The sequence below is a fragment of the Streptomyces sp. NBC_00075 genome (assembly GCF_045041225.1).
In the GTDB taxonomy this organism is placed as follows: Bacteria; Actinomycetota; Actinomycetes; order Streptomycetales; family Streptomycetaceae; genus Streptomyces; species Streptomyces adonidis.
Window position 1 is genome coordinate 6489348 of record NZ_CP108243.1, and the last position, 24777, is coordinate 6514124.

Here is a 24777-nt window from a genome sequence, read left to right on the forward strand (position 1 = left end):
AGGGCGCATGCCGAAGATCGTCGACCACGACGCGCGGCGCCGTGAGATCGTCGAGGCGGTGTGGGCCCTGATCGCCCGCCGCGGGCTGGACGCCGTCACCATGCGGGAACTCGCGGCCGAGGCCGGATACGCCAACGGCGCCCTGTCGGGCTACTTCCGCAACAAGGACGAGATCCTCCAGGCCGCCTTCCAGCACGCCTTCGACGCCACCAACGTCCGGGCCCGCCAGACCATAGGGGAGCAGCGGGGACTCGCGGCGCTGCGCCTGCTCTGCCGGGAGATCATGCCCCTCGACGAACTGCGGCTCCTGGAGGCCCGCGTCGTGATCGCCTTCTGGGACCGCGCCCTGCACGACGCACGCATGGCCGCCGTCCACGAGGCCGTCATGACCACCTGGCGGGCCCAGATGCACGGCTATCTCCGACAGGCCCGCCTGGACGGCGACGTCACCACCGCCACCCCGGACGAGACCGTCATCGACAGCCTCCTCGCCGCCCTCATGGGCTTCCAGATCAACGCCCTCTTCGCCCCCGCGGCCACCCCGGAACGGCAGGAGGCGGTCCTCGACGAACTCCTCGGCGCACTGGCGCCCTGACGTCCCGGGCAGCGGGTGGCGGGGAGCAGCCTCATCCGCCGCTGGGTGCCGAGGCCCGCTGTTCCAGCCGTGTCAGCGCCAGCGTGCCCCACCGGAGGTTCTCCTGTTCCAGGGACACCCCCCGCAGCAGCGTGAGATAGGGGCCGATCCGTTCGGCGGTCGCGAAGAACTCGTCCTCGGTACGTCCGTCCAGCAGGCGTTTCCGCAGCCGCTCGTAGCGGGCCAGCTTGGCGGCGGACCACTCCATGCGTTCGGCGATCGAGGCCCGTACGGCGTCGGTGTCGCCCGCGTCGACGCACTGGACCTTGACCATCAGCTCGTCCCTGATGGCCGTCGGCCTGGACGGGGGCTCGGCGGTGTAGGCGCGCACCGCCTCCAGTCCGGCCTCCGTGAGGGAGAACAGCCGCTTGTTGGGGCGGCGTTCCTGCTCCACGACGCGGGCCGTGATGAGCCCGTCGCCCTCCATGCGCTCCAGCTCTCGGTAGAGCTGCTGGGGGGTGGCCATCCAGAAGTTGGCGACCGAGGCGTCGAACCCCTTCGCGAGGTCGTACCCGGACGCCTCGCCCTCCAGAAGGGCTGCCATCACCGCGTTGCGCAGAGCCATGCCACCACCCTAGTCTGTGATGCACCTATTCAACTTGTTGAATATTTGCGCATGCTCGTTGACTTGTTGATCATGTGAGGTGATCCTGTGCATCCCTTCCGCGCGGCCGTCGAAGCAGGCGACATGGATTCCGTCGTCGCCCTGCTGGCCGAGAACGTCGTCTTCACCAGCCCCGTCGTCTTCAAGCCGTACGCAGGCAAGGCGATCACCGCCGCGATCCTGAACGCCGTGTCGGAGGTCTTCGAGGACTTCGCCTACATCCGGGAGATCGCGAACCCGGACGGCCGTGACCACGCCTTCGTCTTCACCGCCACGGTGAACGGCAAGCAGCTCACCGGCTGCGACTTCCTCCACTTCGACGAGGACGGCAGGATCGACGACTTCACGGTGATGGTCCGCCCCCTCTCGGCCGCGAACGCGCTGGCCGAGGCCATGGGTGCGAAGTTCGACGAGATCGCGCGCGCGGCGGGCGCGGCCTGAGTACGGGACGTCAGAGAGGCGTCACCGGAAGCAGGGCCGGGCGCTTGGCCTCGCGGCCGTCACCGGACGAGCGACCGCGCAGCCGTCTGACCAGCCACGGCCCCAGGAAGGAACCGGCCCAGCGCAGTTCGGTGCCGACCGCTCGCAGACCCGAGGGGATGGTGAGCGGGGTCGGGAGCGGCTGCGCCCAGCTGTCGTCGCTGCCGGGCAGCTCCAGGGCGTGCGCGACCGCGGCGGCGATCCGGGCGTGACCGAGCGGGCCTGCGTGCAGCCGGTCGGTGCTCCACAAGCGCGGGTCCGTGACCACCTGGTGGTGGGCGGTCTCGGCGACGACCACACCGTGCCGCCGGGCCGCTTCCCGGATGCGGTCGTTGAGGGCGACGACCCGATGACCGGCCGGGCGGGCCAGCGGCGTGATCAGGGTGATGTCGGGGAAGGTGAGCGTCGCGACGCGGGCCCCCTGGCCGGTGAGCGCGGCGAACATGGCCTCCAGGTGGCCTGCCACCTCGTCCGCGTCGAAACGGGGACGCAGCAGATCGTTGACGCCGGCCACGACCGTCACCAGGTCGGGCCGCAGTGCCAGGGCCGGCGCGAGCTGCTCGGCGCGCACCTGCCCGGCGAGCCGGCCGCGTACGGCGAGATTGGCGTACCGCGCATCCGGGCTGTGCCGCGCGAGCTGCTCGGCGAGCCGGTCCGCCCATCCCCGCAGCCCCGATACGTCGTCGCCGTCACCGACGCCCTCGGTCTGGCTGTCGCCCAGGGCGACATAGCGGAGATAGGGGTAGCCAACGGGTGACCTATTCACATTGTTGACTATAGCGCGAGTTGTTTATCAGTGACCCGGCGAAGTGAAGTATGGGACCCACCGGTGTTCCTACCGCACCAGACAGGGCCGCTTCCCGTCGAACTCCCAGCCAGGGAGCAGGTATTGCATGGTGGCCGCGTCGTCCCGCGCCCCGAGCGCCCGCTCCCGGTACAGCTCATGGGCCGCGAGCACCCGCTCCATGTCCACCTGGACGCCGAGCCCCGGCGCGTCCGGCACCGCGATCTCGCCGTCGACGATCCGGGGCGGAGCGACCGTGAGGCGTTCCAGGCCCTCCTGCCAGATCCAGTGGGTGTCGAGGGCGTTGTACTCGCCCGGGGCCGCCGCCCCGCAGTGGGTCACCATGGCCAGCGAGATGTCGAAGTGGTTGTTGGAGTGGCAGCCCCAGGTCAGGCCCATCGCGTTGCACAGCTGGGCCACGCGCACCGATCCCTGCATGGTCCAGAAGTGCGGGTCGGCCAGCGGGATGGACACCGACTGGAGGGCGAGGGCGTGGGTCAGCTGCCGCCAGTCCGTGGCGATCATGTTCGTCGCCGTCGGCAGACCCGTCGCCCGGCGGAACTCGGCCAGGATCTCGCGCCCCGAGAAACCGCCCTCCGCGCCGCAGGGGTCCTCGGCGTAGGCCAGCGTGCCGTTCAGGGGCGCGCACAGCTCGATCGCCTCGCGCAGCGACCACGCGCCGTTCGGGTCGAGCGTGATCCGGGCCTCCGGAAAGCGGTCCTTCAGCGCCCGTACGGCCTTGACCTCCTCCGCGCCTTCCAGGACCCCGCCCTTGAGCTTGAAGTCCCGGAAGCCGTACAGGGCGTGGGTGGCCTCTGCCTGGCGGACGATCGCCTCCGGGGTCAGGGCCTCCTCGTGCCGTAGGCGGTACCAGTCGACGGGGGAGTCCGGCTCGCGGACGTAGTCCAGGTCCGTCCGGTCCGGGTCGCCGACGTAGAAGAGGTAGCCCAACACCCGTACGGAATCCCGCTGTTGACCGTCGCCGAGGAGCGCCGCCACCGGTACGTCCAAGTGCTGGCCGAGGAGGTCGAGCAGGGCCGACTCGACGGCCGTCACCGCGTGGACGGTGGTCCGCAGGTCGAAGGTCTGGGCGCCGCGTCCGCCCGAGTCACGGTCGGCGAAGCGGGCGCCGATCTCCCGCAGGACGCGTTTGTAGTCGCCCACCTTCGCCCCGACGACCAGCGACTCGGCGTCGCGCAGTGTCCGCGTGATCTTCTCCCCGCCCGGGACCTCGCCGAGTCCCGTACGGCCCTCGGAGTCGGTGAGGATCACGATGTTGCGGGTGAAGTAGGGGCCGTGGGCGCCGGAGAGGTTCAGCTCCATGCTGTCGCGGCCGGCGACGGGGTAGACGGCGAAGGAGGTGACGGCCGGCTGGCTCGTACTCATCGAACTCATCGAACTCATTGAAATCCTTAAATGCGGAGGATCAGATGCTGAGGACGTCCAGGGCCCACTCCGCCACCAGCACCCCACCCAGGCCCAGTACCGCCAGCACCGTCGTGTAGCTCGTACGGACCTTGATCGCCTCGACGACGGACAGGTTGAAGTACTCCTTGAACAGCCAGAATCCCGGGTCGTTGACGTGCGAGCAGGCGATCGAGCCGCAGGCGACGGCGAGGACCATGATCTCCGGGTGGACGCCGCTGCCCGCGAGCAGCGGCAGCACCACGCCGGAGGCCGTGACGACGGCGACCGTCGCTGAGCCGAGCGCCACGCGGAGGATGACGGCGATCAGCCAGGCGAGGACGATCGGGGAGATGGACCAGGAGTCGGTGGCGTCCTTGATGTAGTCGGAGATACCGCCCTCCACCAGGACGTTCTTGAAGGCGCCGCCCGCGCCGATCACCAGCAGGATCATCGCCATCGCCTGCGCCGCCGAGGTGCAGGACGCGCCGACCTCCTCCAGGCTCCGTCCGATGCGCGGACCGAACGCCCACACCGCGAGACACAGGGTGAGCAGCAGCGCGATCGGGGCCGAGCCGATGAACGCGACGAAGTTCAGGAAGGGGCTCTCGGCGGAGGTGGCCAGGTCGGTCACCGCCGCCCCCGCTATCAGGACCACCGGGAACAGGGCCACCGACAGCGACCAGCCCAGGCCCGGCATCTCCTCGTCGGTGAACTCGCGCTCGCTGACCAGGCCCTTCGGGATGGCGGGGTCCATCGCCCTGATGAACGGGAGGCGCGGCCACAGCAGTGCGATGAGCGCGCCCGCCGGTACGGCGATGAACAGGCCGTAGAGCAGGGTCAGTCCGACGGAGGCGTGGAAGGTGGCGGCGACGGCGGTGGGGCCGGGGTGCGGGGGCAGGAAGCTGTGCATCGTGGAGAGGGTGATCGACATCGGCAGCCCGACCCAGAGCAGCTTCGCGCCGGTGACCCTGACCAGGGTGAACGCGATCGGCACGATGATGATGAAGGCGACCTCGTAGAACATGGTCACGCCGATGAGCATCGACGTGACCACCATCGCCACCTGGACCCCGCGCGGTCCGCCCGCGTCCAGCAGCCTGCCCGCGATCCGCTGGGCGGCGCCCGAGTCGCCCATGACCCGGCCGACCATCGCGCCGAGGCCGATGGTGAGCATGGTGTCGCCGATCTGACCCCCGATGCCGTCGGAGAGGACGTCCGGGATGGTCGCCACCGGAATGCCCCGGACCAGCGCGACACCGACCGCGACGAGCAGCAGGGCGGCGAAGCCGTTGAGTCTCAGCCTGGTCATGAGGAGCAGCAGGATCAGAACGCTGATGCCGACCACGAGAAGAGGCATGTATCCCATCCGTCTATGCAGATGATGTCTACGTATGGAGATGGAGGCTAGGTGGGTGAACGGACAGGGGTCAATGGAAGTGACACGATGAGTCCATGCCGGAGAAGAGAGGTGAGAGAGGCGTCCGCAGTGTGAAGTCGGCGGCCCGGACCGTCGCGCTGCTGGAACTTCTCGCCGCCCGGGGTGAACAGCCCTCGCGCCTGGACGAACTCGCCGAGGGCCTGGGCGTGCCGCGCAGCAGCATGTACCAGCTGCTCCAGACCCTCGTCGACTGTGGCTGGGTCCGCTCGGATGCCACCGGTTCCCTGTACGGCATCGGCATCCGTGCGCTGCTCACCGGTACCGGGTATCTCGACGGCGACCGGCGTATCCGTGCGGTGCGGCCCTATCTCGACGAGGCGTCGGACGCGCTCGGCGAGACGATCCATCTGGCTCGGCTCGACGGCTCCGATGTCGTGTATCTCGCCACCCGTGAGTCGCACGAGTATCTGCGCACCATCAGTCGGGTCGGGCGTCGGATTCCGGCGCATGCGGGGGCGTTGGGGAAGGCGTTGCTCGCGGAGCGGTCGGATGACGAACTCCCGCTTTCTGAGGGGGAGTTGGTTGCGCTTACGCCCAATACGCATACCAGTCTCGGTGCGCTGTGGGCGGATCTGGCGGGGGTGCGTGAGCGGGGGTATTCGGTGGATCGGGAGGAGACGGTGAGTGGTATCGCGGGGTTTGGGTTCGCTCTGCGGTATGACGTGCCGGCGACGGATGCGATCAGTTGCTCGGTGCCGGTTGCTCGGCTGACGCCTGAGCATGAGGTTCGGATCGTCGCTGTGATGCGGGAGGTTCGGGCGAAGATCGAGAGTCAGCTGCCCCTGGCCTCGGGGACCCCTGACTGGCGCTGACCTCTCTGCGGGCTTGCGCGATCCCTTCGCCCGCGCGCCGGTGGGGGCTTGTCGCGCAGTTCCCCGCGCCCCTGATCGGGGCGCTGCGCGCGCCCGATCCCGCCTGCGCCGGTCGGGACGCTATGCGCGCCCGATCCAGCCCGCGCCCGCGAACCCGTGCGACAGGACCCGTACCCCCCTCTACGCCAGCGGCACCCTCGTGAACCGGCCCGCCGTCCTCAGCTCCCCCTCGATTCGGGACGCCGTTCCGTGCAGCTCCGGCAGGATCTCCTCCACGCACTGTTCTGCTGTGCGGCGGGTCGTGTGCATCTCCACGCTTACCGCTGCGACCACCCGGCCCGTGCGGTCGCGGATCGGGACCGCGATGGAGCGGAGGCCCTCCTCCAGCTCCTCGTTGACCAGGGCGTAGCCCTGCTTCCGTACCTCTGCCAGTACGCCGGTGACGGCTTCGTCCGGTGTGTCGGCCAGGAGGACGCGGCCCATCGAGGTGGCGTACGCCGGGAGGCGTGTGCCGACTGTGATGTTGGCGCTCAGGATGCGTCGGGTCGCCACCCGTGCCGTGTACTGGATCTCCGCGTCCGTCAGGACCGCCAGTGACGCCGACTCCTGTACGCGGTCCGCGAGTTCGGCCAGGTGGGGGGAGGCGATCTCGGGCAGGGAGGTGCGGGAGAGGGGCGGGAAGCCGAGGGACAGGACCCGGGGGGTGAGGGTGAAGGTGCGGCCCCGTGACTCCACGTATCCCAGGTGCTCGTACGTGATCAGGGCCCGGCGGGCGGTCGCCCTTGCCAGGCCCGTCGCCCGGGCGACCTCCGTCAGGGTCAGCTCGGCGCGGGACTCGCCGAAGGCTGTCAGGACGGTCAGGCCCCTGGCCAGGGACTCGATGAACTCCCGGCCCAGTTCCTGCTTCGAGGCCCCCGTCCAGGCCGCCAGGTCCGAAGGGGGTGCCGGTGGCTGGGCAGCGGGCCGCTCCCTGAGTTCGGCCTCCATCGCCGCCACCGTCGACCTGAGGCGCGGCAGCAGCTCCTCGCGCAGGTCGGTCGCCGTGCGGCGGCTCGTGTGGCTGACCACGCTCGCGACACAGGCCACCCGGCCCGTACGGGGGTCCCGTACGGGTACGGAGACCGCGACCAGCCCGGGTTCGATCAGCTGGTCGTCCAGTGCCCAGCCGTCGGCGCGGGCCCGTTCGACGTACGCCTCGAAGGCGGCGCCCGAGGCGCCCGAGGCGTCCGAGGTGCGCGGCGGGACCGCCGGGAAGCCCAGGTCGGTCGGGTCCGCCGTCCGGCGCTCGTGCCAGCGGTGCCAGTCCGCGGGTGTCCACTCCGTGGCGAACAGCGGGCCGGGGGCGGTGCGTTCGGCGGGGAGGAGGTCGCCGATGCGGAAGCTGAGGGACATCGCGCGGCGGCGGGTCGCCTGGTGGATGAAGCGGATGCCGTCCCGGTCGCCGACCGCGAGCGACACCGACTCGTCCAGCTCGTCGGCGAGGGCGTCCGCGTGCGCGTCGAGCAGGGCGGGCAGCCGGAGCGCGGCCAGATAGGCGTTGCCGAGTTCCATCAGCCGAGGGGTGAGAACCGCGTCCCGGCCGTCGAGACGGACGTACCCCATGCGGGCGAGGGTCGCCGTGATCCGGTCGACGGTGGAACGCGCCAGGCCGGTCGCCCGCTCAAGACCGCTCAGGCTCAACGTCCCGCCCGCCTCCGTCAGTTGCCGCAGCACGGCGATCCCGCGCATCAGCGGGGCGACGGCCTCGGCGGGCACGGGAGCGGGGGCGGACACCTGGTCGGGGACGGGGTCAATCATGGGCTCACCGTAATGCCCGTACGGAACCACCGGCCGTGTGCCCGGCCTCCACCAGTACGGGAAGACCCTTACCGGCGGGTGATCGCCACCCGGTGGTTCCCGTCGAGGTCCGCGCTTGCCACGGTGATCCGGATGCTCCGCCTCGGGTCCGTGAAGGACTCGCCGGGGGCGAAGGGCGCGTCGGAGAGTTCCGCGTGGACGTTCGGGCTGCGCGTGCAGCCGCCGCTGTCCCGGCGGGAGTCGTACACCGTGACCGGGCCACGGCCGGTGTCGACGTTCGCGTCGACCTTGTAGATCAGCACGCCGGGGCGGCACACCGTCTCGTCGTTGCCCTCGCGCGTGCGCAGCTCGACGGCGTACCCCGTACGGGAGTTGATGGGCACGAAGACCAGTTTCGCGCCGCCGGGACGGGCCAGCGGGGTGAGCGTGTACTCGCTCGTCCCGGCCGTCACCGCGCACCCGACCTGCGAGGGGTCCAGCCAGCCGAGCTTCCACTTGTGCCAGCCGAGCAGGTCGTTGTTGGCCCCCCAGTCCTCGCTCATGATGTCCCAGTGCCCGACCGCGCCCCCGCCGTGCTGTGTGTAGAGGTCGGGCAGGCCGAACACATGGCCGTTCTCGTGCGGGAGGACGCGGTAGCCCGTGGTGTCGTACGACCCCGAGCCGTCGTCCTGCCGGGAGTAGACGAAGGACGCGTTGGCGACGGGTACCCCGTCCGCGACCGGCGCCTCCCTGTTCCCGGCGAAGGTGACGGACAGGACGGTGTCCAGGGCGGAGGGGCCCGCGTTCGGGGTGACCAGCACGTTCAGCAGGTCGTACGAGCGGAAGTCGACCCTCGGGTCGGCCGTGGCCACGATGTCCTGGACGAGTCTGCGGTAGCCGGGGTCGAAGGGGGCGCCGCGCTGTATGCCGTACGAGCGGAAGGACCGGGGCATCCGCAGCCAGGTGTCGACGGGGGCCTCGGGGCGGTAGTCGAGGCGGCCGTAGGAGCTGGTGGTGAACCAGTCCCGGGTCTGCGGGAAGAACTCCGCGAGCCGGTCGAGGGCGCTGCCCTGGCCGGGGGCGTCGGAGAAGTCGACCATCAGGTTCAGCGCGCGGACGGTGCCGGTGGAGCGGGAGTAGCCGGCCGGGGTGGGCAGTCCCTCGGACATCTGGACGCCGAGGCCGCCCCTGATCACACAGGGGCTGAGCTGGGCGGAGCGGGCCAGCGGGACCGAGCCCGCGGCTGTCGCGGAACCCCTGGTGAGCTGTCCGGTCCCGGCCGAGGTGCTGACCGCGAGGGTCAGCGCGGCCACGGACACCAGGGCGGCCACCCGGCGGGGACGCGGGGTGCCCGGCGGGCGTATCCGACGACGGCTGGTCGGCTGCTGCATGCACGGACCCTTCGCGCCACGGCAGCCGCCGGTCTCGGACTGCACCCTTCCGATCACCCTGTGTCGAGGTCGGCGGGAGCGCGCGCTGGAGGAGACCGATCGTGGGTATCCCGCCCCGAGGTCATGTGACCCAGGTCACATGGAATCTCTTCGGATGCGGGAAATAACCGGGGACCACTTCCCCGTTTAGCCATGTGTCCGAGCGAAACGGGGACTGCCTCCCCGGATCGCAACATACCGTTCATCAACGCTCATGCCGTCAACGATCATGAAGGAGTACGCCGTGCAGACCGCGACCCCCGTGCAGAAGGCGGCCCGGCCCCGCGCCGACGCCCTGCGCAACCGGGAGCGGATCGTCACCGCCGCCCGCGAGATGTTCGTCGAGTTCGGCCCCGAGGTGCCGATCGACGAGATCGCCCGCCGGGCAGGCGTCGGCAACGCCACGGTGTACCGCAACTTCCCCGACCGGGAGGCCCTCGCTCGGGAGGTCGTCTGCTCGGTCATGGACCGGATGTCCGAGGCGGCCGAACTCGCCCTCGCGGAGACCGGCGACGCCTTCGCGGCGCTGGAGCGCTTCGTCCACGTCACCGCCGACGAGCGGATCGGCGCGCTCTGCCCGATGATGGCCGGCACCTTCGACAAGCGGCACCCCGACCTGGAGGCCGCGCGGGAGCGGGTCGAACAGCTCACCGAGAACATCATGGACCGGGCGAAGGCGGCCGGTCAGCTCCGCACCGACGTGGGCGTCGGTGACCTGATGGTCGTCGTGGCCCAGCTCAGCCGTCCTCCGGCGGGCACGGGGTGCATGAGCATCGACCGCTTCGTGCACCGACACCTGCAACTGTTCCTGGACGGTCTGCGGGCCCCGGCCCCCTCCGTGCTCCCCGGCACGGCCGCGACGATGGAGGACCTGCGCCAGCCCTGATGGCGACCTGATCCTCTCTCATCTCCTTCTCCGCTCCCCTTTCCTCGTCCCCGTCACGTCCTTTCGCGTTCCTTCACGTCCTTTTTCCGTCACGAAGTCCCGAAGTGGGTACCCCCATGTCTGAAACAGCCCAGGCTGCCGCCGCCAAGGCGCCGGCTCCCGATACGAACCGCTGGAAGGCGCTGACCTTCATAGCGCTCGCCCAGCTGATGGTCGTGCTGGACGCGACCATCGTGAACATCGCTCTGCCCTCCGCCCAGCAGGACCTGGGGATCTCGGACGGCAACCGGCAGTGGGTCATCACGGCCTACGCCCTCGCCTTCGGCGGACTGCTGCTCTTCGGCGGCCGGATCGCCGACATCTGGGGCCGCAAGAACACCTTCGTCACCGGTCTGATCGGCTTCGCCGCGGCCTCCGCCCTGGGCGGCGCCGCGACGAACGAGGCGATGCTCCTCGGCTCCCGCGCCCTCCAGGGTGCCTTCGGCGCACTGCTCGCGCCCGCCGCGCTCTCCCTGCTCGCGGTGATGTTCACCGACGCCAAGGAGCGCGCCAAGGCGTTCGGCATCTACGGTGCGATCGCCGGTGGCGGTGGCGCCGTCGGTCTGATCCTCGGCGGCTTCCTCACCGAGTACCTCGACTGGCGCTGGACGTTCTTCGTCAACATCCCGTTCGCGATCGTCGCCGCACTCGGCGCGTACTTCGTCATCCGTGAGCCGTCCGGCAGCCGCAACCGCTCGCCGCTCGACATCCCGGGTGTCGTCCTGTCCACCCTCGGTCTGGTCTCTCTCGTCTACGGCTTCACGCGCGCCGAGTCCGAGGGCTGGAGCGACTCCCTGACGATCGGCCTGTTCGTCGCCTCGGCGCTGCTCCTCGCGACCTTCGTGTTCGTCGAGTCCAAGGTCAAGGCCCCGCTGCTGCCCCTGCGCGTCATCACCGAGCGCAACCGCGGCGGTGTCTACCTCTCCCTCGGCCTCGCGATCATCGCGATGTTCGGCCTGTTCCTCTTCCTGACCTACTACCTCCAGGTCGTGAAGGGCTACTCGCCGGTCAAGACCGGCTTCGCCTTCCTGCCGATGATCGCGGGCATGATCACGGGCTCCACGCAGATCGGCGCCCGCCTGATGACCCGCGTCCCGGCACGCCTGCTGATGGGCCCGGGCTTCCTGGTCGCCGCCCTGGGCATGCTGTTCCTCACCCAGATGGAGATCGGCTCCTCGTACGCGACCCTGCTCCTGCCGGCGATGCTCCTGCTCGGCCTCGGCATGGGTACGGCGTTCATGCCGGCCATGTCCCTGGCCACGCTGGGCGTCGAGCCGCGTGACTCCGGTGTCGCCTCCGCGATGGTCAACACCTCGCAGCAGGTCGGCGGCGCCATCGGTACGGCCCTGCTGAACACCATCGCCGCCTCGGCGACGACGACGTACGTCGCCGACCACATCGGCGGCGCGTCCTCCCGCTCCCAGCAGCAGCTGGTCCAGCTGAAGGGCATGGTCGAGGGCTACACCAGCGCCATCTGGTTCGCCGTCGGCATCCTGGTCGCCGCCGCGGGTATCGCCTTCACCTTCATCAACGCCGGCCGCCCGGACATGAGTTCGGTCAGCGGCGAGGGCGCGGAGGAGGAGCTGAAGGTCCCGGTGGTCGCCCACTGACCCCGGCTGTCGTCCCCCTCGTACCCCTTCGGGCCACTCCGTACGTCACGCGGGGTGGGGACGCCTCGTGACGTACGACTCCAGGATCTGCCCTGGTTCCGCTCAGCGGAGCCAGGGCAGATCCGCGCCCGCGTCCTTCGGCTGAAGGCCCTGGGCGACGATCTCCATGACCTCGTGGAGCGTCTTGCGCTGCTCGTCGCTGATCCGGTCGAAGAGTGCCTGGCGTACGGCGGTCACATGGCCCGGCGCGGTGCGCCGGAGCACCTCCCGGCCCTGGTCGGTCAGGACCGCGAACTGGCCGCGCTTGTCCGAGGGGCAGTCCTCGCGCCGTACCCAGCCGTTCTTCTCCAGCCGGGCGATGGCGTGCGAGAGCCGGGAGCGGGTGATCTTGGCCTTCATGGCCAGCTCGGTCATGCGCAGCCGCCGGTCCGGGGAGTCGGCGAGGCCGACGAGCAGACCGTAGTAGACGTGCGGCATACCGGCGTCGCGCTGGAGCTGACGGTCGAGGTGGTCCTCCAGCAGCGTGACGGCGTGCACATACGCGCGCCAGGTGCGCTGCTCCTCGTCGGTGAGCCAGCGGGGCTCCTCGTCGGATGTAGATGCCGTGTTCATGTACTCCACTCTACGTTCCCCGTCCTTGAATTTTAAACCAAAACGATGTATGTTCAGTATGCGAGAAGCTTGAGACTTCAAGATGCAGACTTGAAGGAGAGCCTGTCTCGGGTAACCGAAGGGAGCAGCAGTCATGTCCGCCGCCACCCAGGAGCGCATGCCCGCGCTCTACCTCAGTCACGGCGCGCCCCCGCTGGCGGACGACGCGATCTGGCCCGGCCAACTCGCCGCCTGGTCGGCCGACCTGCCCCGCCCCAGGGCGATCCTGATGGTCTCCGCCCACTGGGAAGAGGCCCCGCTCGCCATCGGCGCCATCGAAACGATCCCCCTCGTCTACGACTTCTGGGGCTTCCCGGAGCACTACTACCAGGTCGAGTACGCCGCCCCGGGCGCCCCCGAACTCGCCGAGTCCGTACGGAAGCTGCTGCGCGCCCCCGGTATCCCCGTCCAGGACGTCCCGGACCGCGGTCTCGACCACGGCGCGTACGTCCCCCTGGTGGAGATGTTCCCCGAGGCGGACATCCCTGTCCTCCAGATCTCCATGCCTACCCTCGACCCGGTGAAGCTGATGGACATCGGCCGCAAGCTCGCGCCGCTGCGCGACGAGGGCGTGCTGATCGTCGGCTCCGGCTTCTTCACCCACAACCTGGCCGCCCTGCGGCACACGGGCCCCGGCGTGCCGACCTGGTCGAGCGAGTTCGACGACTGGGGCCGCCGGGCACTGGAGGCACGGGACGTGGACGGCCTGCTGGACTTCCTGAACAAGGCTCCCGCCGGCAAGTACGCCCACCCCCGCACCGAGCATTTCGCCCCGCTCTTCGTGACGATGGGCGCGGCCGACGTGGCCGGCGAACTGGACTCCCAGAGGTCGGTCATCGACGGCTTCTGGCTGGGCATGGCCAAGCGGTCGGTGCAGTTCGGCTGACCTCGTAGGTCGGTATTCGGCCCCTTCGGGCAGGTGCCCGGGGGCCGGAAGGACCATGCCCCGGTCCTCAGAGTTCCTTCTCGTACCAGGCCACGTCCCAGTACCGGCCGAACTTGCGGCCCACCTCGTGGTACGTCCCGACATACCGGAACCCGAAACGTTCGTGCAGCCGCACGGACGCCTCGTTCGGCGGCACGATCCCGGCCAGCGCGCGGTGCACGTCCTCACCGGCCAGGGCAGCGAAGAGGGCCTTGTAGAGCAGGGTGCCCACGCCGCGCCCGCCCGCGTCCGGGGCGAGATAGACGGTGACCTCCACGGTGGTGCCGTACGCCGGCTTCGCCCGGAAGGCGCCGGATGTGGCGTACCCCAGAATCCGCTGTGAGTCCACCTCTGTGGCAACCATCAGGCGATGCGGGCCGTCTTCAGGGTAGGAGAGCAGCCAAGGGCGGCGCTCTTCCGGAGTGAAGACCTTGGTGTCGAACGTGGTGGGTGTCTCGCGCACGTAGTGGTTGTAGAGGTCGGTGAGAGCTGTGAGATCAGCCTCGACTCCCGGCCTGACCTGCACCTCTGCATGTTCCGACGACATCACGCCTCCTTTGCGCGCGGCACAGGGTACTGCAAGATCAGAAAAATAGGAGGGCGCGGTGGGAATTCTGTCCTGATTCCAGTCGTTGTTTCCTTCGGATGCCGGGCACGCGAGGAGTGTGCTGAGCGTTCAGAGACAAACAGGAACATCCAGGACCACCCGCTGACCTACCATCGCAAGGGAGCACGCATGGCAACCCGTGCCGTCGCCCGTCGTACGTCGTCCGCCACCGGCGGATCCGTCGGCGGCGCACGCAGTGTTCGCGCCCATGGCGGCGAGATCGCCGACCGCGACCTGGTCGGCATGTACTTGGACGAGATAGCGCGGACCCCGCTGCTCGACGCCGCGAAAGAGGTCGAACTGTCGCAGACCATCGAGGCCGGTGTGTTCGCACGCCAGATCCTCGACGGCGAGACAGAGGCCAAGGCGGACGCCACCGTCGAGGAACTGGAGGCGCTGGTCGCCGAGGCCGAGCGGGCCAAGGACGTCTTCATCCGGTCCAACCTCAGGCTGGTCGTCGCCGTGGCGCGCCGCTACCCCCGCAGCGGCCTGCCCCTTCTCGACCTGATCCAGGAGGGCAACGCCGGCCTGGTGCGCGCGGTCGAGAAGTTCGACTACCGCAAGGGCTTCAAGTTCTCGACGTACGCCACCTGGTGGATCCGTCAGGCCATCACCCGCTCCATAGCCGACCAGTCGCGCACGATCCGCCTCCCCGTCCATCTGGTCGAGGAACTGGGCCGGATCCGCCGCGTGCAGCGCGAGTTCAACCGCAAGAACGGCCGCGACCCGGAGCCGGCGGAGATCGCCGCCGAACTGGACTCGACGCCGGAGCGCGTGATCGACGTCCTGGACTGGGCCCGCGACCCGGTGTCGCTGAACATGTCCGTGGACGACGAGGGCGAGACGCAGTTCGGCGACCTCCTGGAGGACACGTCGGCGGTGTCACCGGAGCAGTCCGTGCTGACGCTGCTGCGCAGCGAGGAACTGGACGACCTGATCGGCCGCCTCGACCAGCGCACGGCGTCCATCATCAAGATGCGGTACGGCATCGACGACGGGCGCGAGCGGACGCTGACGGAGGTCGGCAAGGAGCACGGGCTGACCCGTGAGCGGATTCGGCAGATCGAGAAGCATGCGTTGCTGGAGCTGAAGAAGTTGGCTCGGGACACCGGGTTCGACGCAGCCGCATAGCTCCGCTGGGTGCGTGGTTCTTTGGCCGCGCGCCCGGTGGGGGCTGGTCGCGCAGTTCCCCGCGCCCCTATCGGGGCGCGCCTTGGGGGGCGCACTTTGGTGCGGCGCGCGCCCTCGGCGTACGACTGTTGGGGGTCGCGTGCGCGGGGTGGCGGGGGGCCGCGCAAAGATAGCGGTGTCACGCTGCTTCAAACCAGCGGGTCCGGGGCACAAGACCTCAGGGCCCAGGACTTCCGGGTCCGGACGGCAACGCCCTGGACCCCCTGAGCCAGGTTCCGACGCAACCCCCCCCGCGTCGGGACCTTCCCAAGCCGGGCTTCGGTACCTAACCCCCCCCAGGTACCGGAGCCCGGCTCACTTCTGCGTCCGCTCGCAGGCTCGCCCGCTCACTTAAGGGCGGGGCACCCCGTACCTGAACCCCGGGGTGGCCCGCCGGATGGCAGATTGTGCCACAGCGGCATAACCTGGCGTCCGTGTCCCACCCCGATATCTCCCGTTCCTCCGGCTTCTCCGGCTTCGCCGGCTTCTCCGGTTCGCTCACCGAACGGCGCAAGTACGCGACGCGGATGGAGATCGCCCGAGTGGCGGCGAAGCTCTTCGTGACCAACGGGCTGCGGGCCACCCGCGCCGAGGACATCGCCCAGGCGGCCGGGGTGGCGCCGCGCACGTTCTACCGCTACTTCGCCACCAAGGAGGAGGCCGTCGGCCCCCTGTTCGGCGCGGGCATGGAGCACTGGGCGGACACGGTGCGCGCGGCGCCGGCCGCGCTGTCCGTGCCGCAGGCCCTGGAACACGCGGCACGGCATGTGCTGACCCCCGGCGCCGGGGTCCCGCCGGGCGCCCTGGACTGGGCCCGCACCCTGCTCCGGCTGGCCGAGGAGAGCCCCGCCCTGCTGCGGGTGTGGGCGGAACGGTGCCGGACCTCGGAACGCGCACTCGCGGAGGCGCTGGCCTCCCGGGGCGCGGGCCCGGCCGACTCACCCGAGGCCCGCTTCACGGCCGCCGTCGCCAGCGCGGCCGTACGCGTCGCCTTCGAGACATGGGCGGCGGGCGACGCCCCGGCCGACGGCCCGACGGGCCCGGCGGCACTGGCCGTACGCAACCTGGGGACGCTGCGGGACTTTCCGTGGAGCGGCGCGAGTTCTTGAGACGCGGGCCTGAGGAGGCGCGAGCCCTGAGGGGCGGTTTTTTGAGGGCCTCCGGTCGGCTGCCCGCCGCCCGGGTCGGGTTCGTGGGGCGGGTCGGTTTCTGTGGCGCGGGTCTTGGTGGGCCGCCGGTCGGGGCATCCCCGGCCGTCCGGGGCGGGCGCGGCGTGGCTTCCGCGTCTGTCGGCCAGTCCGGTTCGTGGAGCGGGGTCGGATTCTGTGGCGCGGGTTCTGGAGGGCTGTCGGTCGGCTGCCCGCCGCCGCCCGGGTCGGGGCGCCTCGACTCCTGTGCCTGGTCGGCCGGTTCGGGTTCGCGTCCGTGGAGCGGCGCCGGCTTCTGACGTGCGAGTTCCTGAGGTGTCGGTCCCGGTGGGCCGCCGGGTCAGCTCCCCGTCGCCGCCTGGGTCAGCCGGGCCCCCAACTCCCTTACCCGCTCGACCAGTTCGGGCGGTTCCTGGACCGTGAAGGCGCAGTCGACCGACGCGAGTCGTACCGCCAGCCACTCCACCGCGTCGCCGGTCGAGGAGCGGATGCGGCAGTGGTCCTCGCCGAGGGGCTCGGGGGTGCCGAGCCACGCCGGGACGCGGGCGGCGACAAACGCGGCCGGGGCGGCGAACGTCGCCTCGAACGCGTACTCCTCCCGCCGGACGTGGATCGACCGGCGCAGATACTCCGCCGCGTCGCCCGTCGGCAGCTCGCGCGGGGCGAAGCGGGCGCCCGTGGCGAAGGGGTCGGAGACCCGGTCGACGCGGAAGGTGCGCCAGTCGGCGCGGTCGAGGTCGTACGCGACCAGGTACCAGCGGCGGCCGGTCGAGACGAGCCGGTACGGCTCGGTCAGGCGCTTCGTCGCCGTACCGTCCTTGGCGCGGTAGGCGAACCGCAGCCGCTCCTGCCCGGCCACCGCCGAGGCCATCACGGTCAGCGTCTCGGGTGCGATGACCGCGCCGTCTCCGCTGGTCAGCGGGGTGGTCGCGGCCTGGAGGGTGGACACGCGGCGGCGCAGCCGGGACGGCAGGACCTGCTCCAGCTTGGCCAGCGCCCGTACGGACGCCTCGTCCAGCCCCTCGACCGCGTGCCCGGCGCCCGCCCGCAGCCCGACCGCGATGGCCACCGCCTCCTCGTCGTCGAGCACCAGCGGTGGCAGCGCCTTGCCCGCGACCAGCCGGTACCCGCCGTCGGACCCCTTGCTCGCCTGCACGGGATAGCCGAGTTCCCGCAGCCGGTCGATGTCCCGCCGCACGGTGCGCCGGGACACCCCGAGCCGGTCGGCCAGCTCGCCGCCGGGCCACTCGCGGGGCGTCTGGAGGAGCGAGAGGAGCTGAAGGAGCCGGGCCGGGGTGTCCGTCGTCATGGGTACGAGGATGCCGTACCACTAGGACAGGATCTGACCTAGTGGGGTCCTAGCGTGAAGCCATGAACTCCACCGAGACCCCTTTGGGCACACCGACTGCCGTGCCCGACCGGCGGCGCTGGTTCGCCCTCGCCATCGTGATGACCGCGGCCTTCATGGACCTCGTCGACGTCACGATCGTCAACATCGCGATCCCGTCGATCCAGCGCGAGGCCGGCGCCTCCTTCAGTCAGATCCAGTGGATAACGGCCGGCTACGCGCTCGCCTTCGCCGCGGGCCTCGTCACCGGCGGACGCCTGGGCGACATCCATGGCCGCAAGCGGCTGTTCCTCGTCGGGATAGGCGGCTTCACCCTGGCCTCCGCGCTCTGCGGCCTCGCCGCGAACCCCGAGATGCTGGTCGCCTCCCGCATCCTCCAGGGCGCGATGGCCGCGCTGATGGTGCCGCAGGTCCTGTCGATCGTCCACGCGACCTTCCCGGCGCACGAACGCGGCAAGGTGTTCGGCCTCTTCGGCGCGATCGTGGGCCTGGGCGCGGTGACCGGCCCGCTGCTGGGCGCGCTGCTGACGGAGTGGAACCTGTTCGGCCTCGGATGGCGGCCGATCTTCCTGATCAACCTGCCGGTGGGCATCGCGGGCCTGATCCTGGGCCACCGCTTCATCACGGAGTCCAAGGCCCCGCGCGCCCTCAAGCTGGACCTGGTCGGCGTCGCCCTGGTGACCCTGGGCCTGCTGATGCTGCTCTACCCGCTGACCCGCGGGCGCGAGCTGGGCTGGCCGCTGTGGGGGTACGTGTCGATGGCGGGCGCGCTCGTCGTGTTCGGCGCGCTGGTGGCGTACGAGAAGCGGAAGACCCGGATCGACGGCTCCCCGCTGGTCGAGCTGTCCCTGTTCAGGGTGAAGAGCTTCGCCGCGGGCATCGCCGTGCAGACCGTCTTCGGGGTCGGGCTCGGGATCTTCTTCCTGGTGTGGACGCTGTACATGCAGTACGGGCTCGGCTGGAGCCCGCTGAAGGCCGGGCTGACCGGCGTGCCGTTCTCGATCGCGGTGTCGGTGGCGGCCGGCATGTCCGTCCAGAAACTGACCCCGCGCTTCGGCCGCAAGGTGCTCCAGGCGGGCGCGCTGGTGATGGGCCTGGGCGTGCTGCTCTACATCTGGGAGTCGGGCCGGTACGGCATGGCGATCGCCTCCTGGCAGATGGCGTTGCCCCTGGTCGTCATGGGCGCGGGCATGGGCCTGATCGTCGCCCCGCTGACGGACGCGGTGCTGTCGGAGGTGCCGAGGGAGCACGCCGGTTCGGCGTCCGGGCTGATCAACACGGTGCAGCAGATGGGCAACGCGCTGGGGCTCGGGCTGGTGTCGGTGGTGTTCTTCGGGGTGATGGGGGACCGGCTGACGCCGGCCGAGGTGGGTCCGGCGTTCGTGGACGCGTTCCAGCATGCGCTGGGGTGGGTGGCCGGGCTGATGGGCCTGATCTTCTTGGTGATGTTCGCGTTGCCGGGGCGGGCCGCCGCGGTGACCGGGCCGGAAGAGGCGGTGGAGGACGAGCAGGAGAAGGTCCTCGTCGGCTGAGCAGGGCGCGGTGGAGCGGGGCCCGGCACCTCAGGCATCAGGCCTCAGGTGCCGGGCCCTTTCCCGTGCGCGTATCCGTGCCGCACCCATACAGAAGCCTGATTGTGTCCGCATCACGCCCGAACTTGTTTACTTTCTGGAAATCCGGGCGTAGCCTCCCGGGTGAAAGCAGCCGAAACAACAAGTTCGGGCATGAGTCGGAGGCGAACGGACATGTACGCACCGGAGCGGCAGCAGGAGATCCTGCGGCTCGCCCGTGACGGCGGGCGGGTGGACGTGCTGTCCCTCGCCGAGCAGTTCCAGGTCACCGCGGAGACCATCCGCCGGGACCTGAAGGCGCTGGACCGCGCGGGCCTCGTACGGCGTGTGCACGGCGGCGCCATACCGGCCGGTCGCCTCGACTTCGAGCCGGACCTCACCGAGCGCGAGTCGACCTACGCCGACGAGAAGGACCGCATCGCCAAGGCCGCCCTCGCCGAGCTGCCCACCGAGGGCACCCTGATCCTCGACGCCGGCTCGACCGTCGCACGCCTCGCCGCCGCCATCCCGCTGGAGGCGACGCTCACCGTCGTCACCCACAGCCTCCCGATCGCGGCCCGCCTCGCCGACCACCCCGGCATCCAGCTGCACCTAGTCGGGGGACGCGTCCGGCACCGTACGCGCGCCGCCGTCGACGCCTGGGCCCTGCGGGCGTACGGCGAGATCCGCGCCGACGTCCTGTTCGTGGCCGCCAACGGGTTCTCCGCCGAGCACGGGCTGACCACGCCCGACCTCGCCGAGGCCGCCGTGAAGCGGGCCGCCGTGGAAGCCGCCCGCCGAGTGGTGCTGCTCGCCGACTCGACGAAGCATGGCGAGGAGCACTTCGCCCGCTTCGGGGACCTGGGCGACGTGGACCTGCTGATCACGGACAGCGGCCTGGACCCCGAGCACGCCACCGCGATCGAGCGCGGCGGCACGGAGGTAGTGCGCGCATGATCCTCACCGTCACTCCCAACCCGTCCCTCGACCGTACGTACGAGGTCCCGTCGCTCGACCGCGGCGAGGTCATCCGGGCCACCGGCGAACGCATGGACCCGGGCGGCAAGGGCGTCAACGTCTCGCGTGCGGTGGCCGCCGCAGGTCAGCGCACGGTGGCGGTGCTGCCGCTGGGCGGCGCCCCCGGAGCGCTGGTCGCCGACCTCCTGGACGCACAGGGCATAGAGGTGGCACCGGTACCGATCGCGGGGGCGACCCGCTCGAACATCGCGCTCGCCGAATCCGACGGCGTCCTGACGAAGATCAACGCACCCGGCCCCGAACTCTCCGCCGCCGAACAGGAGTTGCTCCTGGAGACGGTACGCGTGCAATCGGCCGACGCCGACTGGATAGCCTGCTGCGGCAGCCTCCCGCGCGGCCTGGCCCCTTCCTGGTACGCCGACATCGTGGCCCGAACGCACGCAGCAGGCGCCCGAATCGCCCTGGACACCTCGGGCCCCGCCCTCCTGGCGGCCCTGCGCGAACGCCCGGACGTGGTCAAGCCGAACGCCGAGGAACTGGCCGAGGCGGTAGGCCGCCCGTTGGCCACGATCGGCGACGCGGTGAAGGCGGCGGAGGAACTCCGCGAACTGGGCGCGGGCGCCGTCCTGGCCAGCCTCGGCGCCGACGGCCAACTCCTCGTCAACGGCACGGGCACCTGGTTCGCCAGCGCCCGCGTCGACACCGTACGCAGCAACGTGGGCGCCGGCGACTCCTCCCTGGCCGGCTTCCTGATCGCCGGCGGCAGCGGCCCCGAGGCCCTGGCCTCCGCAGTCGCCCACGGCGCCGCCGCCGTCCAGCTGCCCGGCAGCGTGATGCCGACGCCGGCAGACCTCGACCCGTCGGCGGTGACGGTGACTAGCGAGGTGCCGGTGGACCGGCCGCTGAGGGAGCCGGTGTCATGAGCGCCAGCCTGAGAGCCCGCCTCGGACCGCCTCTGCCGCAGCCGTCCGCCGCCGCGTATGGCGCCGACCGTCTGCCGGGCAGCGCGATGCCGCTGCCCGTGACGGCCGTCACGCGGTACGCCCGTCCCCGTGGTGCGGTCCTGTCTCGGCCCTGTGCCGTCGAGCCCACTGCCGCCGAGCGGATGCCGGGCAGTTCGGTGCCGACGCCCATGCCGGCCGCCACTCGGCACGTCCGCTCCTGCGGACCGGGCCTCACCCGGCGCTCGGCAGTCGCGTACGACGCCGTCCAGTTGCCCGGCAGCGTGATGCCGCCCCCCGCCGACCTCGACCCGTCCGCCGTGACGGTGACGGGCGAGGTGTCCCTGGACCCTCGTACCGGGGGAGCCCGTCTGGTGACGGCGCCCGCCCGCTACGCCCGTCCCCCTGAACCGGCCCTGACGCGGCGGGGTTTCCCCGGCCCCGCCGCAGCCACCCCCCTCCCCAAGAGCCCCCACCGCAGTACCCGTACCAACCCCGTCCCCAGCCCCGCCCACCCCACTTCCCGGGCGATACGCGTGCGAAGGAGCCCGCGATGAGCGAGATGATCACCGCGGACCTGGTCGACCTCGACCTGTCCGCCCAGACCAAGGATGCGGCGGCCCGTGCCCTCGCCGAGCGCATGGTGGCGAAGGGGCGGGTGACCGACCTCGACGGTTTCCTCGCCGACGTGGCCGCCCGTGAGGCGCAGATGCCGACCGGCCTCGACGGCGGTATCGGCATCCCGCACTGCCGCAGCGAACACGTGACCGAGCCGACGCTCGCCTTCGGGCGCAGCGCCGCCGGGATCGACTTCGGCGCGGCCGACGGTCCCGCCGACCTGATCTTCCTGATCGCGGCCCCGGCCGGCGCCGACGACGCCCATCTGACGATCCTGTCGGCGCTGGCCCGCCAGCTGATGAACGACGAGTTCACCGCGGCGCTGCGGGCGGTCGGCGACGCGGAGACGGCCGCCGCGCTGATCCGCGGCGACGAGGCCCCGGCCACCGATGACTCCGCGGCGGCTTCGGCGGCGGCCTCCGCCGAAGCCGCCGCGGGCAGTGACGACGGTGACGGGGGCGCGCGTCCGTTCCGGATCGTCGCCGTCACCTCCTGTCCGACCGGTATCGCCCACACGTACATGGCCGCCGAGGCGCTGGAGAACGCGGGCCGCGAGGCAGGCGTCGAACTCGTCGTCGAGCCGCAGGGCTCGGCCGGGTTCACCCGGCTCGACCCCGCCGTCATCGCCGCCGCGGACGGCGTGATCTTCGCCCACGACGTGCCCGTACGGGAGAAGGAACGCTTCGCCGGGAAGCCCACCGTCGACGTCGGCGTGAAGGCCGGCATCAACAAGCCCGCCCAGCTCATCGCCGACGTACGCGGCAAGGCCGAGCGCGGCGAGAGCACCGCACCCGCCACCGGCGGTACGCCCGTCGAGCGGGCCGGCGAGTCCGGCGACAGCTACGGCACCAAGCTCCGCAAGTGGCTGATGACCGGCGTCAGTTACATGGTCCCGTTCGTCGCTGCGGGCGGTCTGCTGCTCGCCCTCGGCTTCGCGATCGGCGGCTGGGAGATCAACAAGGCGCCCTCGGTCATGGAGCACTTCTCCTGGACCCAGGTCGACAGCTGGGGCGCGCTGCTCTTCCAGATCGGCGGCGTGGCCTTCGGGTTCCTGATCCCCGTCCTGGCCGGCTACATCGCCTACGGCATGGCCGACCGCCCCGGCCTCGTCCCCGGCTTCGTCGGCGGCATGATCGCCTCGAACATCGCGGCCGGCTTCCTCGGCGGCCTGGTCGCCGGTCTGCTGGCCGGTGGCATCGTCCTCGCGATCCAGAAGATCAAGATCCCGCCGGTGCTGCGCGGCATCATGCCCGTCGTGGTGATCCCGCTGATCTCCTCGTTGGTCGTCGGCTTCCTGATGTTCGTCGTCGTCGGCAAGCCCATCGCCGAGGCCCAGAAGGGCATGACGGACTGGCTGGCCGGCCTCTCCGGCACCAACGCCATCCTGCTCGGCGTGCTGCTCGGCCTGATGATGTGCTTCGACCTGGGCGGCCCGGTCAACAAGGTCGCGTACGCCTTCGCCACGGCAGGCATCGCCGTCGCGGACCCCAGCGACTCCGCGATGAAGGTCATGGCCGCCGTGATGGCCGCCGGTATGGTCCCGCCGCTGGGCATGGCGCTGGCCACCGTCGTCCGCAAGAAGCTCTTCACCCCGGCCGAGCAGGAGAACGGCAAGGCCGCCTGGGTACTGGGCGCCTCCTTCATCTCCGAGGGTGCCATCCCGTTCGCGGCGGCCGACCCGCTGCGCGTCATCCCGGCCTCCATGGCGGGCGGCGCGGTCACCGGCGCCCTGTCGATGGCCTTCGGTGCCACGCTCCGCGCCCCGCACGGCGGCATCTTCGTGGTCCCGCTGATCGGCAGCCCGTTCCTCTACCTGATCGCCATCGCGGCCGGCACGTGCGTCACCGCGGGCCTGGTCATCGTCCTCAAGAGCATGCGCAAGCCGGCAGCGGGCGCCACGGCGGCCGAGTCGCCGGAGGACATGGCGGCCGTGCCGGCGAAGAAGGAGCCGGTGGCGGCGTAAGCAGAACGATGCGCGGGCGTGCTGGGCGAGCCCGCGGGTACCACCGCAAACACCACGGTCCCGGACAGGAGTTCCCTGTCCGGGACCGTGGTGTCTGTGTCTTCGGGGAGGATCGGGTAGGAGCAGCGTGCCGGGGTTACGACGCCCGGGCCGCCCGCCGCTCCATCGCGTCCCGCGCCCCGTCCTCCGTCGGATACACCTCGCACATGTGCCGACCGTCGGGCGTCGCCGTGTGCTCGACCTCCCACAGGGAGATCTCCTCACCGCCCGGCAGCAGGAAGGCGTGCTCGTAGAGCGAGAAGCCGATCCCGGACCGGCCCGCCCGGCACGGCCGCCCGAACGCCTGGGTGATCTGGTGCGCGAACGCCGTACGCAGCAACTCGGCCGTCTCCGTCCCCGGCCGGTCCGTGTTCTCCGCGCGGCGCAATAACCTGCGCGCGTGGTCCGCCGAGTCGTCCGGAACGTACACATGCCGGGGCTGGACGACCGGCGTGAGCTGAACCGTCACCGGCAGCTCGAAATCCGGGCCGTCGGCGGGCAGCGGGAGCCGGGCCGTGGCGGCGCGCAGCTCCTCCTCGTCCACATACACCTCGTGCTGCGGACCCGCCCCCGGCGCCGTGTTGTGCACCAGCTCCCAGAGGGTGAGCGCCGAACCGTCGGCGAGCAGCCAGGTGTGCCGGTACGTCTCGCGGTGCAGCCCCGCGCTGTGGTGCGCCGAGTGCAGCGAACTGTCGTGCGCCAGCGCGCAGTCGAGCCGCCGTATCGCCTCGTCGGGCAGCTCGAAGGAGTTCAGGGCACGACCGAGGAGTCGCTCGAGGTGCTCCTCCGGAGACTCGGGCGACTCGGGTGGTTCGTACGCTGCCGTCTCGTACGGAACGCTCAAGGCTTCTCCCGGCGTTGCTGCATGTCACCTTGTGGGTGCATACCGTAGCCCCTCGGTCGGACATCATGTCCGGGAACCGAGAAAACATACGTCTA

General features: G+C 70.9%; 22 protein-coding genes and 1 pseudogene. 13 read left to right on the forward strand and 10 right to left on the reverse strand.

The annotated features are described in order from the left end of the window. Positions 1 to 7 precede the first annotated feature (7 nt). Positions 8 to 595: a TetR/AcrR family transcriptional regulator gene (locus OG787_RS28410; protein WP_369035152.1), complete on the forward strand. Its 588-nt coding sequence runs from the start codon at positions 8 to 10 to the stop codon at positions 593 to 595. A gap of 31 nt (positions 596 to 626) precedes the next feature. On the opposite strand, the gene OG787_RS28415 is transcribed toward OG787_RS28410, so the two are convergent. Further along, positions 627 to 1199 carry a PadR family transcriptional regulator gene (locus tag OG787_RS28415; protein ID WP_369035153.1) on the reverse strand — a complete coding sequence of 191 codons (573 nt, stop codon included), beginning with the start codon at positions 1197 to 1199 and terminating at the stop codon, positions 627 to 629. 87 nt (positions 1200 to 1286) lie between these two features. Between OG787_RS28415 and OG787_RS28420 the strand changes: the two genes are divergently transcribed. After that, positions 1287 to 1679, forward strand: a complete 393-nt coding sequence (locus OG787_RS28420) for a nuclear transport factor 2 family protein (RefSeq protein WP_405536914.1) — start codon at positions 1287 to 1289, stop codon at positions 1677 to 1679. Between the two features lie 10 nt (positions 1680 to 1689). On the opposite strand, the gene OG787_RS28425 is transcribed toward OG787_RS28420, so the two are convergent. From OG787_RS28425 to OG787_RS28435, 3 genes are all read right to left on the reverse strand, one after another. Then, complete coding sequence (locus OG787_RS28425; protein ID WP_405536916.1) at positions 1690 to 2484, reverse strand: SGNH/GDSL hydrolase family protein; 795 nt, start codon at positions 2482 to 2484, stop codon at positions 1690 to 1692. 69 nt (positions 2485 to 2553) lie between these two features. Continuing rightward, the gene (locus tag OG787_RS28430; protein WP_405536918.1) at positions 2554 to 3888 is read right to left on the reverse strand and encodes an enolase C-terminal domain-like protein; all 1335 of its coding nucleotides are present in this window, start codon (positions 3886 to 3888) and stop codon (positions 2554 to 2556) included. A gap of 40 nt (positions 3889 to 3928) precedes the next feature. Then, positions 3929 to 5266, reverse strand: coding sequence for a gluconate:H+ symporter (locus OG787_RS28435; protein ID WP_405536920.1), 1338 nt, complete (start codon positions 5264 to 5266; stop codon positions 3929 to 3931). Between the two features lie 95 nt (positions 5267 to 5361). On the opposite strand from OG787_RS28435, the gene OG787_RS28440 reads away from it, so the two are divergent. Continuing rightward, on the forward strand, positions 5362 to 6159 hold the full coding sequence (locus OG787_RS28440; RefSeq protein ID WP_369035158.1) for an IclR family transcriptional regulator: 798 nt from the start codon (positions 5362 to 5364) through the stop codon (positions 6157 to 6159). Between the two features lie 180 nt (positions 6160 to 6339). On the opposite strand, the gene OG787_RS28445 is transcribed toward OG787_RS28440, so the two are convergent. Continuing rightward, positions 6340 to 7956, reverse strand: a complete 1617-nt coding sequence (locus tag OG787_RS28445) for an IclR family transcriptional regulator C-terminal domain-containing protein (protein WP_369035159.1) — start codon at positions 7954 to 7956, stop codon at positions 6340 to 6342. A gap of 68 nt (positions 7957 to 8024) precedes the next feature. Further along, positions 8025 to 9326 carry a M6 family metalloprotease domain-containing protein gene (locus tag OG787_RS28450; RefSeq protein ID WP_369035160.1) on the reverse strand — a complete coding sequence of 434 codons (1302 nt, stop codon included), beginning with the start codon at positions 9324 to 9326 and terminating at the stop codon, positions 8025 to 8027. Between the two features lie 283 nt (positions 9327 to 9609). On the opposite strand from OG787_RS28450, the gene OG787_RS28455 reads away from it, so the two are divergent. Both OG787_RS28455 and OG787_RS28460 read left to right on the forward strand, forming a co-directional pair. Continuing rightward, positions 9610 to 10251, forward strand: a complete 642-nt coding sequence (locus OG787_RS28455; RefSeq protein ID WP_369035161.1) for a TetR/AcrR family transcriptional regulator — start codon at positions 9610 to 9612, stop codon at positions 10249 to 10251. A 116-nt stretch (positions 10252 to 10367) separates the two neighbouring features. Continuing rightward, a complete protein-coding gene (locus OG787_RS28460; RefSeq protein WP_369035162.1) occupies positions 10368 to 11900 on the forward strand; it encodes an MFS transporter in 1533 nt (510 codons plus the stop codon). 102 nt (positions 11901 to 12002) lie between these two features. Here the strand turns inward: OG787_RS28460 and OG787_RS28465 are convergent, their stop codons facing one another. Beyond that, positions 12003 to 12512: a MarR family winged helix-turn-helix transcriptional regulator gene (locus OG787_RS28465; protein WP_369035163.1), complete on the reverse strand. Its 510-nt coding sequence runs from the start codon at positions 12510 to 12512 to the stop codon at positions 12003 to 12005. A gap of 133 nt (positions 12513 to 12645) precedes the next feature. Here OG787_RS28465 and OG787_RS28470 point away from each other — a divergent pair, with 133 nt between their 5' ends. Next, positions 12646 to 13437 carry a dioxygenase gene (locus tag OG787_RS28470; protein WP_369035164.1) on the forward strand — a complete coding sequence of 264 codons (792 nt, stop codon included), beginning with the start codon at positions 12646 to 12648 and terminating at the stop codon, positions 13435 to 13437. Between the two features lie 67 nt (positions 13438 to 13504). On the opposite strand, the gene OG787_RS28475 is transcribed toward OG787_RS28470, so the two are convergent. Beyond that, complete coding sequence (locus OG787_RS28475) at positions 13505 to 14023, reverse strand: N-acetyltransferase family protein (RefSeq protein WP_369035165.1); 519 nt, start codon at positions 14021 to 14023, stop codon at positions 13505 to 13507. Positions 14024 to 14212: 189 nt separating this feature from the next. Between OG787_RS28475 and OG787_RS28480 the strand changes: the two genes are divergently transcribed. Beyond that, positions 14213 to 15214, forward strand: coding sequence for an RNA polymerase sigma factor RpoD/SigA (locus OG787_RS28480; RefSeq protein WP_369035166.1), 1002 nt, complete (start codon positions 14213 to 14215; stop codon positions 15212 to 15214). A 566-nt stretch (positions 15215 to 15780) separates the two neighbouring features. After that, complete coding sequence (locus OG787_RS28485) at positions 15781 to 16362, forward strand: TetR family transcriptional regulator (RefSeq protein ID WP_405540608.1); 582 nt, start codon at positions 15781 to 15783, stop codon at positions 16360 to 16362. 379 nt (positions 16363 to 16741) lie between these two features. Here OG787_RS28485 and OG787_RS28490 read toward each other — a convergent pair whose 3' ends face one another. After that, positions 16742 to 17710: a helix-turn-helix transcriptional regulator gene (locus OG787_RS28490; RefSeq protein WP_369035168.1), complete on the reverse strand. Its 969-nt coding sequence runs from the start codon at positions 17708 to 17710 to the stop codon at positions 16742 to 16744. Between the two features lie 62 nt (positions 17711 to 17772). On the opposite strand from OG787_RS28490, the gene OG787_RS28495 reads away from it, so the two are divergent. The 5 genes and pseudogenes from OG787_RS28495 (at position 17773) to OG787_RS28515 (ending at position 23799) form a co-directional block, all read left to right on the forward strand. Beyond that, entirely contained in the window at positions 17773 to 19281 is a 1509-nt protein-coding gene (locus OG787_RS28495; protein ID WP_369035169.1) for an MFS transporter, read from the forward strand. Between the two features lie 213 nt (positions 19282 to 19494). Further along, positions 19495 to 20256 carry a DeoR/GlpR family DNA-binding transcription regulator gene (locus OG787_RS28500; RefSeq protein ID WP_369035219.1) on the forward strand — a complete coding sequence of 254 codons (762 nt, stop codon included), beginning with the start codon at positions 19495 to 19497 and terminating at the stop codon, positions 20254 to 20256. Then, positions 20253 to 21200 (forward strand): 1-phosphofructokinase, encoded by a 948-nt coding sequence (pfkB, locus tag OG787_RS28505; RefSeq protein WP_405536926.1) that lies wholly within the window; start codon positions 20253 to 20255, stop codon positions 21198 to 21200. Before OG787_RS28500 ends, pfkB begins: the two co-directional genes overlap by 4 nt. Before the next feature lie 263 nt (positions 21201 to 21463). Continuing rightward, positions 21464 to 21568, forward strand: a pseudogene (locus OG787_RS28510) (1-phosphofructokinase); the annotation flags it as partial. A gap of 203 nt (positions 21569 to 21771) precedes the next feature. Next, positions 21772 to 23799 carry a fructose-specific PTS transporter subunit EIIC gene (locus tag OG787_RS28515; protein ID WP_405536928.1) on the forward strand — a complete coding sequence of 676 codons (2028 nt, stop codon included), beginning with the start codon at positions 21772 to 21774 and terminating at the stop codon, positions 23797 to 23799. A 136-nt stretch (positions 23800 to 23935) separates the two neighbouring features. Here OG787_RS28515 and OG787_RS28520 read toward each other — a convergent pair whose 3' ends face one another. After that, the gene (locus OG787_RS28520) at positions 23936 to 24682 is read right to left on the reverse strand and encodes a DUF6227 family protein (protein WP_235477896.1); all 747 of its coding nucleotides are present in this window, start codon (positions 24680 to 24682) and stop codon (positions 23936 to 23938) included. Positions 24683 to 24777: the final 95 nt, after the last annotated feature.